7 protein-coding genes are annotated in these 16,202 nt (G+C 56.7%); 4 read left to right on the top strand and 3 right to left on the bottom strand.

All coding sequences use genetic code 11. The annotated features are described in order from the left end of the window. Position 1 precedes the first annotated feature (1 nt). Together I3J27_RS07920 and I3J27_RS07925 are read right to left on the bottom strand one after the other, a co-directional pair. Entirely contained in the window at positions 2–1,798 is a 1,797-nt protein-coding gene (locus I3J27_RS07920; protein ID WP_270167434.1) for an ABC transporter ATP-binding protein, read from the bottom strand. Positions 1,799–2,247: 449 nt separating this feature from the next. After that, positions 2,248–3,342, bottom strand: coding sequence for an acyltransferase family protein (locus I3J27_RS07925; RefSeq protein WP_270167436.1), 1,095 nt, complete (start codon positions 3,340–3,342; stop codon positions 2,248–2,250). A gap of 608 nt (positions 3,343–3,950) precedes the next feature. On the opposite strand from I3J27_RS07925, the gene I3J27_RS07930 reads away from it, so the two are divergent. Together I3J27_RS07930 and I3J27_RS07935 are read left to right on the top strand one after the other, a co-directional pair. Beyond that, on the top strand, positions 3,951–9,509 hold the full coding sequence (locus I3J27_RS07930) for an Ig-like domain-containing protein (RefSeq protein ID WP_270167438.1): 5,559 nt from the start codon (positions 3,951–3,953) through the stop codon (positions 9,507–9,509). A gap of 1,078 nt (positions 9,510–10,587) precedes the next feature. Then, positions 10,588–12,012, top strand: a complete 1,425-nt coding sequence (locus I3J27_RS07935) for a GumC family protein (RefSeq protein ID WP_270167441.1) — start codon at positions 10,588–10,590, stop codon at positions 12,010–12,012. Positions 12,013–12,074: 62 nt separating this feature from the next. Here the strand turns inward: I3J27_RS07935 and I3J27_RS07940 are convergent, their stop codons facing one another. Next, complete coding sequence (locus I3J27_RS07940) at positions 12,075–13,412, bottom strand: lipopolysaccharide biosynthesis protein (protein ID WP_270167443.1); 1,338 nt, start codon at positions 13,410–13,412, stop codon at positions 12,075–12,077. Positions 13,413–13,598: 186 nt separating this feature from the next. Here I3J27_RS07940 and I3J27_RS07945 point away from each other — a divergent pair, with 186 nt between their 5' ends. After that, positions 13,599–14,738, top strand: a complete 1,140-nt coding sequence (locus tag I3J27_RS07945; protein ID WP_270167445.1) for a glycosyltransferase family 4 protein — start codon at positions 13,599–13,601, stop codon at positions 14,736–14,738. 6 nt (positions 14,739–14,744) lie between these two features. After that, a complete protein-coding gene (locus I3J27_RS07950; RefSeq protein WP_270167447.1) occupies positions 14,745–16,058 on the top strand; it encodes an O-antigen ligase family protein in 1,314 nt (437 codons plus the stop codon). Positions 16,059–16,202 lie beyond the last annotated feature (144 nt).

Genomic DNA, 16,202 nt, shown 5'->3' on the forward strand with positions numbered 1-16,202 from the left:
CTCAATCCTCAAAGCCGTTGTTGGTAAGGCCTGCCGTTTGAAAATGGACCATAGAAGCAAAAAGACCTTGATTCGCCATGAGCGTTGAATAGTTGCCCTGCTCAACGACCTGACCGCTCCTGATCACCACGATCTGATCAGCGTTGCTTATCGTGTAAAGCCGATGGGCGATGATGATGATTGTTACTTCGTCCTTTAGGTTGGCAAGTGTCTGCTGGATCAACCTTTCTGTATTGGTATCTAGGGCGTTGGTCGCTTCGTCCAAAATCAAGATGCTTGGATTGCGGATCAAGGCACGCGCCAAGGCTATCCGCTGTCGCTGTCCGCCGGAGAGTCGAATGCCACGGTCACCGATTTCTGTATCGTATCCCTTCGGTAGCTCATCTATGAACTCGTCCGCATGGGCAAGTTTTGCTGCGGCAATAATTTCTTCGGTCGTCGCATCGAGCCGACCATACGCGATGTTTTCGGCTACGCTGCAACTAAATAGATGAACGTCTTGCGAGACGATCGCTAGGCGGCCCCGCCAATCCTCTAGCCGAATCTCCGGAAGCGGAATCCCGTCAACCAGGACTGCTCCAGCTACTGGGTCGACATTCCGACAAAAAAGATTGATGAGGGTCGTCTTCCCCGCGCCGGAGGGACCAACTATCGCAGTGGTGCGGTTTCTCGGGACGAACAAGTCGACATTTCTTAGAGCCGGGACTCCCACTTCCTCGTACTGCGCCGTCACGTTCTTCATGGCAATGCCGGTTCGGAGAGCGGCGAAGGGACGTTCTCCAGACCGAAATTTGGAATGCGCGCAGCCTCGTTGCACTGAATCAATTTCCATGACGGCGCTTCCCAGCTCCAACAGGCCGGCTCTTGCGGCAATCAGTGCTCGGACTCGTGGCTGTAGGCGGTAAAGAATGAGAAGAAACGCGGCGAGAGTCGGGACTCCTGTGCCAGACCAGAATAATACGACTATCCAAAGCCCAATCGACAACGCTATTAGGACCTCGAACGTCGGCGACGTAAGATTCGACAAAAGTTCGAGGTTTAGAAATTGGCGACGAACATCGTCTGAAGCGTCAGCGAACCGCTCCTCTTCGTAACGGACGCGACCAAAAATCTGGATGGTCTTTAGACCCGTCAAGCCTTCCCACGTGCGCTTAGTGAAAGTCTCGTTGGCTGCAAGCGCGGCTTCGCCGAACGGTCTGGTCTTTCGTGTAAGCAGATAAAGCACAAGGACGATCACGCCAACAAAGGGTGTGACGAGTAGGGTTGCCTTCCAGGAGATGAATAGAAGCGCGCCGATCAAGACGATTGCCGCCGCGGCATCGACAAGAAGCCCGAACAGCACTTTTAGTGCTCGTGCACAGCGCCATGTCTCGGAGAAAATCGAGTTTGGAATCCGCCCGGACGGTTGGGCATCCAAATAGCCTGCACTGGCAGACAGAATGGATGCGTAAAGCTGCTGCCTCATCCTGTGTCCCGCTGCGGCGTCCACCGAGGCAAAATGGGCTGCGTTCCAGTAACCAACCAGGGCCTTCAGTAGAACGCTTAGGAGAACCAAGGCGACAAGACCCGGTACCTGCCAGCCCGCGGGGATCATACTCACGATCTTAGTCAGATAGGCCGGTAGCTCGCTCGCGTTTCCTTCGCCGTGCAGAACCGCGAGGAGCGGCAGGAAAAGATAGAGGCCAATTCCCTCGAAGGCGGCCGACAGCAAACCTAGCAAAATGATCGTGGGCAGCGTGCCGCGAGTTAGGTTGAGATTGGGCAGCAACCGTCTTACTATGGACAATTCGTACTGCATTTCGTCGATCTTCTTGCCTGATTCCAGATGATTCCCGGACAGCCTCGGAACCTCGGCCTGACCAAGCTCGGCGGCCTTAGGACGACTTGCCTATCTAACCGGCAGTGAGAGTGTTCTGACATATCTCAACCTTGTTGCCAGCAATATATAGTTAATCCTAGGTCCTCGAAGGCCGCACGTTAAAGATTGGGCGATTGAAAAGCTTGCCCGGCGATTCGTTATCGCTCCGTGTTATCCGAACTCGCGGCTCTGAGAATCTTTTCTCTGGGTAGTCCGTTAGTCCGTGTGGACTTAGTACTGTTGATATTCACCTCGTTCAATCAAGTCGGCTCATTAGGTTTAACTAGCAAGCGCATTTCCGAAGTCGATCGGCTGTTCGGGTGAGTAAGGTTCGTATCCAGCCGTGCCCAGCGGACCAGGCACAGGAGCAAACACGACGCCTGCTTTGGCTATGCGTCACCGCGAGGGGTTGCAACAGGATCAATCTGCCTTAGGAGGTTCCAGCGATTTATCAACTGTTGCCCCCAACGCATCACCGGCCGCTCCAGAAGATGCCAAGAGATTGACGCAAGGACGATCGTTATGCCTAGTGAGATCAACTTAACCAGCCAATGCGGCAGAAAGTGACTAACGCCGAGAGATTCGAAATAGTACGGTACGAAGGCATGAAGGACATAGATTCCGTAACTGGTCGCGCCAATGTATTGAAGGGCCGTGCTAGTCAGCATTTTGCCTGCTAGGCCACCAAAACCGCTAGCTGCCCGCGCAATGGTCCAGGCGAACACCATAGCTGCCGCTGTGTCTCTAGCCCCAGCTTCCATTAAGAACGACAACTTGCCAGATGGTGACAAAGCCAGGGCCCACCAGAGGCATATACCTGCCAAGCCGATCAGCCGGATGACTTCCTTTCTCTCTCGGTAGAGAGCCAGCAGGGCGCCCATAGCCAAAGAATCAAAGCACGCTGGAGGTAAAACCCATGCGCCGAAGTCTCCAAATCCTGCAGAGCGCCAGGCCAGACGAAATATCGGAGCTGCTGCGACGAGACCGAGGAAGAGTGTTGGCAGTAAGCGGCGTGGCACAAGGTAGATGACAAATGGCCAAAACAAATAGAACTGTTCTTCAACGGCCAGACTCCACAACGGACCAACTGGATCACCCCAGGCGCCGTTTCGCACAACGTAAAAGTTGGTGAGGTACGTGACGTGCCATAGAAACCCGTCCCGCACTGCATCGATCCCCAAGAGCGCGCCGGCGATCAAGGCGACGAGCAGGATAGGATAAAGTCGAAATGCTCTGCGTGAGATGAAGATCACGTACATCGACTTGAAAGAGGCTGCCTCGTCGCTCTCCCGTATCAGAATTGATGTGATGAGAAATCCACTCAGCACGAAGAAGCATCGTACGCCCAAGCCGCCCCAGTAGATGTCGAAGAGCCAGTATTTCTCGGTGAGATAGTGCGTGTAGATCACAGCCAATATGCAAAGTGCGCGCAGGCCGTGAAGTTGGGGCATGAACGCCAAAGAATGGGGGATGGCAGCTCGCATGCTAGGCGGCGGTTCGGTTCCGGCAATGCAGACTGATCGGCTCAAATCACTATTTGCAGATAGTGACACCATTCTGGTGTCTTTCCTAGTAATTGCTGGTTCGAATTGAGAACTCAAAGGGATGTGGCGTGTGAGCGCAATTGGTATGAAAATTAGGTTGGTGGAGCGCTATCGAAACGAGGCAGCAAGTTCAAGTACGAAGCGATGATGCGATGGTGTGAGAGATCATGTCACGTTGTTCGGCTTAAAAAGGCTGCTCGCGCAATCGGATTAAGACCGCCGCGCACTAGCTGGAGAAACGCCATCCGCACAATTGACGCCGTCAATGCTTTCGTTGCGAAGCAAGCAAGATGTGATACGTCGCGTTTACCCTAGAGGTAGCGAGTTCCTTGACAGGAACGGTCGCTGGGCGCACGACATGAGTGCCTGGACCCCCGGGAGTGTACGGGTTATCGATAAAGGTGATCGCTAGTGCGTCACTTATTGTAAGCCGTCCTTAAGCGATCCCACAGGGGGCCGGGCTCCTGTCTCAATTTGTCCTGAAATTTGTAAGTCGCCATTGAGGCCTGTCTTCAATGGTCGTTGTGCAAGGAGAGCACGCGACCATCATGACTTACACGCTGACAATCAACGGAACTTCGGGCGCCGACATTCTGTTGGGTGGCACGGGAAACGACCTTCTGACGGGGGGCGCCGGCAGCGACCTCTTCGTGATTTCGAGAGGTTTTGGCTCCGACACCATCAGCGACTTTCAAGGGGGCGCCGGCGGGGACGTGCTGCGCGTTCAGAACTACGGTTTTGCAACGTTCGCAAGCTTCATGTCCGCTGCAAAGCAGACAGGCGCAGACGTTGTCGTCACGCTCTCGTCGAGCGAGGCGCTCACCTTGCAGAACGTCTCGCTTTCATCGCTCGCGGCCGCAAACGTCGTCCTCGACAATCCGCTCCCAGTAAGTGCAGCGCCGAACACGGCGTGGACCACGGTCGGAGCCGGGGGAACGCTCACCGGCAGCGCGATAAACGATTCGCTGCAAGCGATGGGGGACGGCGTTACGCTGATCGGCGGCGCGGGCGACGACTCTTACTTCATGTACAATCACGAAACGAAGGTGGTTGAGCTCATCGGTCAAGGCATCGATACCATCTACGATGGCATGATCGACGGCTATAGCCTCGTCAATGCGCCGAATGTCGAGAACCTGACACTGGGCGGAAGCTACAACTCTCCCGCGACCGGCAACGATCTAGACAACATCATCGTCGGCAACGCCGGCAATAACATGATCGATGGCGGCAAGGGCAATGACGTCCTCACCGGCGGAGCTAGCCGCGACACGTTTGTTATCAAGACTGGGAATGGGACCGACATCATCACCGATTTTCAGACAGGCGCCGGTGGGGACATTCTTCAAATCAACGGCACGAACTTCAAGACGCTCGCCGACGTCACGGCCGCCATGCAGCAGGTCGGTACGGATGTCGTTCTGTCGCTCGGTAACGGCGAGAAGCTAGCGCTCGAAAATACGCAGGTTCAGAATTTCACGACCTCCAACATCAATATCGTCACAGCGCCAACAGGACTGATTCAGACCTTCAGCGACGATTTCAACTCACTTTCGGCCGGCCAAGACCCGCATCTGACCTGGAAAACGAGTTACGCCTGGAGCGGAACAGCGAGTTATACGCTGTCTGGCGAGCAAGAGGTCTACGTTGATCCGAGTTTTGCCGGCCTGCCGGGAACCAGGGCGTCGAGCCCTCTGGGCCTCAATCCGTTCTCCATACAAGACGGCCATCTCGTCATCACGGCAGCGCCCATTCCATCGAGTGATGCTGCCTACGTCGGCAACCATCAATTCTCGTCGGGCGTGATCACCACCGAGAACAGCTTCGTCCAGACCTACGGTTACTTTGAGATGAAGGCCACGCTGCCTGACACCAAGGGCGCTTGGCCTGCTTTCTGGATGCTGCCGATCAACACGCACGGCCAGGCGACGGAACTCGACGCGTTGGAAGCGCTGGGTAGGGACCCTGACCAGGCCCATTGGGGCTTCGTGTCTTCCTCCACGTCAGGTCAGGGCTATTGGGCGAATACCCCCGATCTCACAGCCGGCGATCACACCTTCGGCGTGGAATGGACGCCGTACACGCTGACCTATTTTGTCGATGGTGTGGAGGTCGGACAGGTTGCAACCCCATCCGACATGAACACCGCGATGTACATGATCGCCAATTTGGCGATGGGCGGCAGCTGGGCTGGCAACGCGGATCCGAGCGCGACGGCGCAGATGAGCATTGACTACATCAAGGCCTATCAGCTGCCGGAGTATACGCTCGCCAACTACACTCTTCTGGCCAGCGGAGCTCCGACGACCACCATCGCAGGTACGGCAAGTGCCGAGACGTTAACTGGAACCACCGGCAACGATCTGCTCGGTGGCGCGGGCGGCGCCGATGCGATGACCGGTGGCCTTGGCGACGATACCTATATTGTCACGGATCCGGGCGCCAAGGTCATCGAAGGTTACGGCGGCGGCGTCGATACGGTCATGTCCTCCGTCTCGTACGCGCTGTCTGACTATGTCGAAAACCTGACGCTGACCGGGTCGGCGGCGATCAACGGCACCGGCAATTCCGAAGCCAATAGCATCATCGGCAACGATGCGGCCAACATTATCACCGGTGGTCTTGGCAACGACATCCTGACTGGCGGCGGGGGGGCCGACACGTTCGTGATCAACTCGGGCGACGGCTCGGACATTATCACCGACTTCACGCCGGGATCGGCCGCGGGACATGATATTGTTCAACTGAATGGCTTTGCGTTCACGTCCTTTAACGACATCAAGGCGGCGACGACGCAGGTCGGCAACGACGTGTATCTCACGCTGACGAGCCAGGATACGCTGGTGTTTCGCAACACCGCGATTTCAGCGTTCACCAGTGATGACTTCCAGCTGCCGGGGACCTTGCCGGTCGGAGGCACCATCACATCTTGGATCGACGGATCAACCAGCAGCCATATTGTTTACGGCACTGCTGCGAACGACAAGATTACGGCGGTAAACTACGACGATACGCTGGTCGGGTGGGCTGGCGATGACACATACGTCGTAAACAATGTGAATCAGAAGATCACTGAGAATCCGGGCGGTGGCATCGACAGCGTCGAAGCCTGGACATCTTATACGCTGGCCGCAAATGTCGAAAATCTGACCCTTATGATGGGAGGCCTTACCGGCACTGGAAACGAACTGGCCAACCGGATGGTTGGCTCCAGTGGAATTGACATCCTGAATGGCGCTGGTGGCGATGATTGGCTCTTCGGGGGGGCGGGTAATGACACGTTCGTCTATGGCGTCGGAAGTGGCCACGACACGATGGCCGATTTCCACGTGTTCACGAGTGCGACCGCAGAGCACGACAAGCTGGTGCTGAAGGGTTACGACGCCAGTGCTTATCTGACAAATGTCGGGGACGAGTGGACCGTTCACCGTGCGGATGGAACCGACAGTTTCCGTATAGCCGGGGTGACACAGCTGTCATCGTCCGACTACGCGTTTGTCTCCGCCACTGGCTTATCCATGACCATGGCGGGATTGACCGCACCGACAATTTCTCTTGCGGCCTCGACCTCGTCAGCCGCCGGCGGATTTAGGAACGCAAACCAGCTGACTTTGACTGGAACGGCCCAGGCCGGAGTAACGATCAAGGTATTCGATCAGACGGCTCAGATCGGGGTCGCGACAGTCGATGGTAACGGCATCTGGAGCTTTGCAACGTCGGCCCTGGCGGACGGAAGCCATTCCTTTACGGCCGTCGCGACAAACGGCGCCGGCGATGTCAGTGGCGTTTCATCTTCTTCTACGATCACCATCGACGCAACTGCACCAAATGCACCCTCAATCGTAACCTTCTCGCCGGATAGCAGTATCGTCGGCGATGGCATCACGAAGGCCAATCAGCTGACGCTGGCTGGGACGGCGGAGGCCGGCAGCAAGGTCCTGGTGTTCGATGGAGCGACCCAGGTCGGCACCGCCACGGTCGATGCCAGTGGCAACTGGTCGTTTGCGACCGGCACGCTGGTCGATGGCGCCCATGTCTTCACCGGCCAGGCGGTGGACGCGGCCGGCAATGTCAGCGCGACGTCTGGCGCCTTGAGCGTCGCGGTCGATACCGTTGCGCCCAATGCTCCGACGATCGTCTCGGACACAATCGGCTCATCTAACACGATAGGTGTTGCTGGAACGGCGGAAGCGGGTAGTACGATCAAGTTGTATGAAGGAAGCAGCCTGCTGGGCACCGCGGTGACGGCGTCTAATGGTGTATGGAGTATCACGACCGGATCTCTTGCGCAGGGGGCGCATGTATTCACGGCGACCGCAACAGATGCAGCTGGCAATTCGAGCGGCCTTTCAGCTGCGTTTGACCCGCTCGTTGGGACATTGATCGAGGCAGCTGGAACGACCAGTCTGATAAGCGCTGGAAACAACTTCTATCTGTCTAATGCCGGTACAGATGTGCTGCTGAAATTCGGTGGCACAGCGTACGTGGCCGGACAGTTCAGCGGCTGGGCGCCGATTGGTGCGGAGGCGACATCGACCGGCTTTGAGGTTGCCTGGAAGAATTCGATGACCGGCCTGTACACGGTGTGGAATACCGACAGCAACGGCAATTTCACGTCCAATCTCCTCAGCAAGGTGTCCGGAACGAGCGCGTCTTTTGAGTCGATCGAGACTTTATTCAATCAGGATCTCAACCGCGACGGCGTGATTGGTATTCCCAACAAGACAATCGAGGCGGTCGGCTCCACCAGCCTGGTTCAGCTTGGCGGCAATTTCTTGCTCAATCCGATCGCCGGCGGAGCCGGCCCGACCTTGAAGTACGGTGGCGTGGCGTACGTGGCCGGACAGTTCAGCGGTTGGGTGCCGCTTGGTGCGGAGGCGACATCGAGTGGTTATGACGTTGCTTGGAAGAACACCTCGACCGGGCTGTACACGGTGTGGACCACCGACAGCAACGGCAACTTCGCCTCGAACCTGCTCAGCAACGTGTCGGGGACGAACGCGTCTCTTGCATCGGTCGAGACGGTGTTTCAGCAGGACCTTAACGGCGACGGGGTGATCGGCTTGCACACGACGACCATTGAGGCCTCGGGCGCAACCAGCCTGCTGCAGGTTGGCAGCAATTATTTCCTCGGAGGAAGTGGACCCACCTTGAAATATGGTGGCGTGGCGTACGTGGCCGGACAGTTCAGCGGCTGGGTGCCTCTTGGCGCTGAGGCGACCTCGAACGGCTATGATGTTGCCTGGAAGAACACCTCGACAGGACTATACACGGTGTGGACCACCGACAGCAACGGCAACTTCACTTCGAACTTGTTTAGCAATGTGTCGGCGACGAGCGCATCCTTGAAATCGGTCGAGACGGTGTTTCATCAGGATCTCAACGGCGATGGGCCGATCAATACGTCTTCGACCGTGCTCGACATCTCCGGAAAGATCGCGCTGACATTGCCCAATATGAGCCAACCGGTGATGCTCGAACCGGGAGCTGTGCTCGAACTGGCTGGAGCGGCTTCTGGATCGGTCACGTTCAAAGGCATCACCGGTATCCTCATTCTCGATCATTCCACGCAATTCACCGGTACCATCAGCGGTCTCTCCGGCAACGGAGACCCGTCTGCCTCGGACATTCTCGATCTCAAGGACATCTCGTTCGGGGCGGGAACGAAAGCCTCGTACGCGGGCAACGCATCGGGTGGGGTGTTGAGCGTTTCGGACGCGCAGAACCACGTCGCGCACCTCACGCTGGTCGGCGACTACACCCATTCAACATTCAATCTTTCGAGTGACGCAAACGGCGGCACCCTCGTCATCGATCCGCCAGCCGACGGGTTCAACTTCGCGCAATTCCCGACGCCACAATCGACTGCCCCTCTGGCGATTGCCCGGATTGGGAGCGTTGGCGACGGGTTTGCGTTTAGCCAGTCTGGGACGCCCGCCAGCTACTCGGAAATCGAAACCAACAACTCAGACGCATACCACGCCTCCGCTGAAGCGATACATCAGCACGGACTCGATCCCGACTCCAGCGCACGACTCGGCGCCGAGAATGCACATTTTATTGCGCTCCATGCACTTTCGGCAGACGTATATCTGTTGCATGCCTAGAGAGCCTAGCATGCGACCGATCTCCACGCCTCGCCGCCGACCGGATTTCTCCCGCTTTGGAAATTGCGTCTCGTTGGCGCGCTTCGGCCAAAGGGAAGGCCACGGATCGCGTGTTGTCCCTGGTCTAGCGCCCACCGACAGATGCGGTCATGTCAACGTGGCTCTCAGAATTTATGCATCCGCGGCAGATGACCAGTTTCCTGGCGATCTTTGCCTCCCGGTCAGCCTCGATTTTGTCGTGGACTACCCACCACGCAGCTGAATAGGGGGGCAACTTAGCCAGTACGGCTACTCGTTGCAGGTTGGAATCCTGCTCCGGTGTGCCCAGCCGTCTCGAAACTCGATGAGATCGAAGCCGATTAGGATCCTGCCCCAGACCGTCCCACGCGTACTGGTGCGGCCATAGGGAGGCGCCGATGCCCCGCTTGGCCGAACTTTGAGCCGACGTCCAGGTTGGCTGCGATGCGCAGCTCCCAAGCGCGATGGGCAAGAGCAGGAGGAGCAATGTGCGAATGGCCATGACCGCGTACCGAAATCAGCGCGGTACGCATCACGAGATCCGCGTCCGTGGTTTTTACGCGATATAATTAACAATTGATTAAAATTGTCTTCGCTCGCCGGTGAGATACTCCTTGATCAAGCGAAGCAGGTTCATCGTCAAAGGTACAACGGCCGGCTCGGTAATACGCAGCGCACTTTCGGGATGTGACAGTTCCCCCGAGCCGAGATGTTCGTGCTTACGAAGATGTGTGATGCCTCGAGCGGATCGTGGGTACCCGCTTCGGCGGCCACTACCCGAGCAAGAGCAGCCACCCGTCCAGGCTGAATTTATCTTGCGGCACGCATATCATGACAGCCTGTGAAGTAGGCATAAGCCGCCCAGAATTGGTTCTGGTCTCTAGCTTTGAAGTTGTGGCAAGGCTTTTTTCGCTTTGAATTTGGTAAATAAAATCAGTAGATTGGCGCTCGATAGGGCGATCGCCAAAGGCGGGTTCACCACGCTGCAATTTGAATATCAATCGACATTGTTCCGACCGGTCAATGACCCTATTCTTGGGACCGACGGATAGGGGTTGCAATGACCAGTCTCGAACGACCGGACTATCGTGTAATTCTTCGACCGCAAGTTGATGATCACCGGGCGGCTGAAAAGGAGATCGAGCAATCCGATAGTCTGGAGTTATTCGTCCTTCGTGCTCTTCGCCGATACTGGTTAATCTCCGCGGCGGTCTTCGTTTTAGGCATCCTTTTTGCCGTGTTGCTCCACGCCCTGCTCGATACCAAATACGAGGCGACCGCGTCACTGCTTATCGACAACGGGAAACAAAGCGAAGCCAATCAGGGCTCTGATTCGGTCTTCGTAAACTCGCAGATTGAGCTGCTAAACAGCGAACTTGTCCTTAGGTCGGCTATCCAGAATGTCAGCGATAGCAAACTGTATCCAAGGAGCCCGGACAGTGAGTTTTCCCAGTTGCTAGCTTATCTGGGCATGCCTCAGAAAAAGATGAACAACGAGGACCGCGCATACAAGTTGGCGGCTCGCGCATTGAAAGTGCAGCTCGAACCGCGGACCAGCATGATCCGGGTTTCTTTTCGGCATCAAGATCCACGCCTGGCTGCTTCGTTTGTGAACGGGCTCACAGAGAGCTATCTGAGCAAATACAGGGCACTCTACACCCAAGCCGGGGCGGCTGATTTCCTCCGTGGGGAGGTGGACCAGCTTCAGCGCAAGGTGGGTACTGCGGCCAGTGTCCTGGGGGCCTTCGTGACCGCAAATCGCACCTATTCGATCGATGAACAGAAAAAGCTCTTGCTGACCCGCCAGAGTGACCTCGCCAAGTCGATGGCAACAGTTCGAACCGAACTGGCGCAGAAGCAAGAGGAGCTCAGAGTTGTCGAGGAGCAGATCAGCCAATTGAAGCCGAACGCCGCTCGTGCTTCGCAGGCCCGCGATCCGTCGAAGCCGGCGCCCGAGACGGCTGTTCCCTTGCCATACAATAGAAACCTGTTTGGCGACGATCCTCCGCTGCTGCTTGTGAAGCTCTATCAGGAGACAACGCAGCAGTTTCTAACCCTGAAGATGACGATCGCGGGGCTGCGCGCCGCAGAGTCGGCGCATGCGGCCGAGCTGGATAACGTGGCAAAGGATCTTGCGACGCTAGCCGGACTTGAATCCGAAACGAATCGCCTCAAGAGGCAGCTCGGCACCGCAGAGCAGGAGCTAGCGGAAATCACCTCTCGCGCCGGTGAAAAGCGGATTGCTACGGCAATGACGGAGAACAATCTTTCGGCCATTAAGATCGCGCAGCCCGCGTCAGTTCCGTTCGAGACGGCGGGGCGTAGCGTGTGGCTGTTCCTGGCGATTGGTTCCTTCCTGTCCGCTCTGATTGCAGTGGGAGTGGCCTGCGCATTGCAACTGATCTCGGCCTATCGAAATCCGCCCACATACGTTGCTGCGAATTTTTTCCGCACCGTCCGTTTCTACATGTTCTTCCCAAGTTAGGCGCATACGCGCATCTCCGACGACAATCGGTTGGCTGGACGGCGCTGCCTGGTTCTATCGGTTCAGTGCGCGGCGTTGCTACCCAAAACAGATAGGGATTTCCGGATGGTTTTTGGACTGAGCCAACCCAGAGGTCTGATCTCGGGGACGTAGATCGACAATCCGCGCCAGGACAGGAGGAAGAGGACGAGCTCCGCCAGTACGGTCGCGTAGGCGGCGCCCAACGCGCCAAGAGCGGGAACGAAAATGCAGGACGCGACGATCGAGGTAAGCGCCGCGAGGCCAAGGTAGACGACACGCGGTCTCGTCTGCGGTCCGGTCACGAGCAGCGAGCTGTAGGCGCTCTGTAGGAACCTTGTCGGAATTCCAATGCTCATCACCAGCAGCAGGTCGACAGACGCAACGTATCTCGATCCGAACAACCAGGGAATCAGCCAGCTAGCGGCGGCAACGAGGATCGCCATTGTGAACACGCCGACCGTAGCCATCAGCGCCGCGGACAGATAGAACGCGGCTGCGAATTTTGTGCGGTCATGATGACCCCAGTGAAAGACCCTTTCAGCGATGAATTTGGAGTAGAAGACTGACGGAAACATCATCGCCGCAGAGACGATGAGAAGGGCGACATTGTATTGAGCAGTCTCGGTCCCGCCCCGGACGTATTCCAGAATCACAATCGGTCCCTGGAAGAATACGAGATAGATGGCGCCGAACAACAGAAACGGGCCAGCCGAGCTGGCCGTTTCCAGCACCGAGGGGCGGGGGTGCCGATAGCTCTTCAAAAGCCGATCCCAGGATCGCGCCGGAATCGCAAACAGACTCCAGACGATCGCGATCGCTCCCATCAATCCAAATCCCACGAGCACCGCCCGCAGGTTCAAGATGGCGAATGCCGTGAGACAAAGAGCGACCACCGCGCGTCCGAGTTGGGTGACGACCTGCCAAAAGGCGACTTGGCCTGCGCTCCGCTCGATTTGATAGCGAAGTGACGATAGTTCTACAGCCAATTGTCCCAGCAGGATCGGAACCGAGGCCACCAGCAGCAGTAACCGCTCGGAAGGGGGAAACTTTGCGATGGTCAGCGTATACGCCACGAGGGCGACCATACCAAGGCCGGTGAGAAGTGCCACCAGTTGCGCGGCAGGAAAGTACCAGCGAAAAGCCTCTTCCTTTTCCCTGCCAACCACTTGCAGTAAAAACCAGTTCATTCCTCCCATGCCGATTAGTGCTAAAAGGTTTATGACCGACGACAGGGCGGCAATCGTGCCGAGAGCTTCCAGATCCATGGATCGGGCCAATGTCAGTTGCGCAATAAAGTTGAACAAGGCTGCAAGAAATGTCCCGGAATACAACAGCGTTAACGCGCCTATCGCCCGCTTGATGAATGCGTTGCGGATCATCCCACCTGTCCCTTTCGTGCCACTGCTCGTCGCCGGCACATAGTCTGATATCGAATCTATGGGGCGAATGCCCAGCATATTGCCATGAGAGGTCAATTAATGACGAGGCGGTCGATACTCTTCGTAACTGACGAGCTCTTCCTTCCCTTGCCGTCCAAGAATGCGTCCGGTTGGCTATATTACACGGTGGCCGAGGCCTACAAAAAGCGAGGCTGGAAGGTTTATTGCGTTTCGTTCTTCCGGGACCCGAAGCTGGCAGGATCGAGCGAAGTCAACTCTGCCTATAAGGAGCTTTTCTCGGATTTTCTTCTATTGCCGGGTTGGAATCGCGGAGGGCATCCGCTTGGGGCTGTGGGGCAGGTCTGGAGGGAGGTGCAGCGGGCGCTGACCGGCAATGTTCTGTCGTCCCACCCATTTCTGTTCACCAACAGCGTCGAAAACTCGCGTAGAGTTGCTAGAAAACTGAACCAGTGGCAGACCGACGCCATTTACCTCGCCAAGCCGCAATCGGTTCAACTACTCGGTCGAGTCCTACCTCAACTGTCCAATGGCCGAAAACCGCTCGTCGTGATGAGTGCTCACGATGATTTTGTTAACCGCGCGATCGCCTACCGGAGGACATATCAGAGACTGTTTGATGTGTTGAGTTTGCCGGAGATCCTGCGCGATCATGCTAATGCCTGGATACGGCATCATCTTGAGCGAATTGACGTTGCAGGTTCGCGGCAGGCTGAAGCGGAAATATTCGACGCGTGCCATTTGGTTCGCGTGGAGTCTGCGGATGAATTTGCCAATTACTCAGCCATTAACCGATCAAAAGCGAAGCTCTCTCACAAGCCGTTTTCCTATGTGGCCCCCGTTCAACAGTCTCGAGAGACAACGACTCAAGCGTTCGATGCCGGATTCATTGGCTCGAATGACGTGATGAATCTCGATGCAGTCTTGTACTTGCGAGACGTGATACTGCCGATCATCCGGAAAGCGGCGCCAGAGTTTCGCGTGCTGGTTGCCGGAGGGATATCGAGCAAGGTAGGACCGCTCATCGAGGGTGTCGCAAATATCACTGTCTGGGACCGTTTGGACGATGTATCGAAATTCTACCGCGCTATTCACGTTGCCGCGGTGCCCCTTCGCGCCGGCACCGGCGTCAGTATCAAGGTGCTGGAGGCGCTGTCGTTCGGCAAGCGGATCGTGAGCACTCCCGTCGGCGTTCGCGGGCTGCCGAACAAGCTGCTCGCCGATGCAATCGTAACCGGCGATCCGAATGAGTTTGCGCATGCCTTGTTAAGGGAGCGAACCGGGTCCGCATGCACTAGAGCGAGCTAGCCGCCGATGGTCGATTTCGAAACCGCGGGACCGCGCGCGTTCATGGCGAGCGCTGGTCTGGGCGAGGGGCTGCTTGCTTCGGTCCTGATCTGCTATCTCTTGATCGCCGCAGATATCGTGCCCGGCGTGACCGACCTTCAGGCTGTGTACGAACCCGGTTATCTCGATGTTGTCAACATAGACAAGGCCGGGGATGTCATACGGCAAGCTCTGCTCGCCCCGTTCTTTCTCGGTTCGGCCTATCTCCTGGTACGAGCCAGGCCGAAGGAGAATTTGAGACGGCTAGGCTGGCCGATCGCAGTTGTGATTGCAATCTGCTTCTTATCCGTCACTTGGTCGTCAGATCCCGCGGCGTCTCTCAGAAAGGCGCTTGGGCTATTCGGGACGACTTCTGTGGGTACGTACGTCGCCGGTCGATTAAGTTCATACCGCTTTGCAAGACTGGTGCAGATTGCAGTAATCGTGGCGCTTGCTGGTTCGTATGTATGGTTGTTCATCGCCCCCGACAAGGCTCTGGACACCAACGGTCAACTACGCGGGCTCTTTAGTCACAAGAATATTCTGGGGCAATTTGCCGGCATTGGTTATCTTGCATTTCTTTCGTTAGGCCTAAGGGAAACAGGTCGTCGCAGGCTTGTGCAGCTTGGCGGCGCCGGAGCCTGCGTTCTGTCTCTGCTGCTGGCGAGTTCCGCGACGCCGTTGATCGCTATTGGATTCGTGACGGCTTGGGTCTACGCGAGATCCCGATTAGGATTGCGACCTCGCGAATTGGCCGTGCTCACCATGGTGGTCTGCGTTGGGGCCGTTCTGTTCCTGATCGCGGCGCCTGACGCATTTACTTCCCTTATCGGTCGGGACGTGACCCTGTCCGGGCGGACCAATATCTGGCAGTTCGCGTTGGAGATGGCTGCGGCGAAGCCCTTGCTGGGATATGGGTATGGCGTATTCTGGTTGGGGCCAAATTCGCCCGGATCACTGTTCTGGGACACGACTCTGCAGTTTGAATTGAGTGCCCACAACGGCTATTTGCAATGTCTTCTCGATATCGGGATGGTGGGGCTTTTGACCACCCTCGTCGCGGTGCTAAAACCTCTTCATAGGGTGCAGTCGTCGTCCGGCGTTAAGCGACCCTACATCGGTCGCCCCGAAAATTTCTCGGAATGGTTCCTGATTTTCTTTCTGATTCTCAACGTGGCAGAGATCCGCTTCTTCGATCCAACATCCGTCGTGACGTTCGTATTCGCCTATACCTCCGCTCACAGGGGAGGGAAGACTGGGGCAGCTAGCCAAGTTCGGGAAGGTCCGTCGCTTGCCCTTTAGCGGCGTCGCCCAAACGATGCAGCCGGCGTCGAGAGCTCTCGGCGCAAGCGCGCCGCCGCTCATCAGGAAGCCGGTTGTTGCTTTTCCCAAAGAATGAGATTGCACACATTTTCGCCATTCACTGAATCGCCATGATATGATAAA

This window comes from Bradyrhizobium xenonodulans, assembly GCF_027594865.1.
GTDB lineage: Bacteria > Pseudomonadota > Alphaproteobacteria > Rhizobiales > Xanthobacteraceae > Bradyrhizobium > Bradyrhizobium xenonodulans.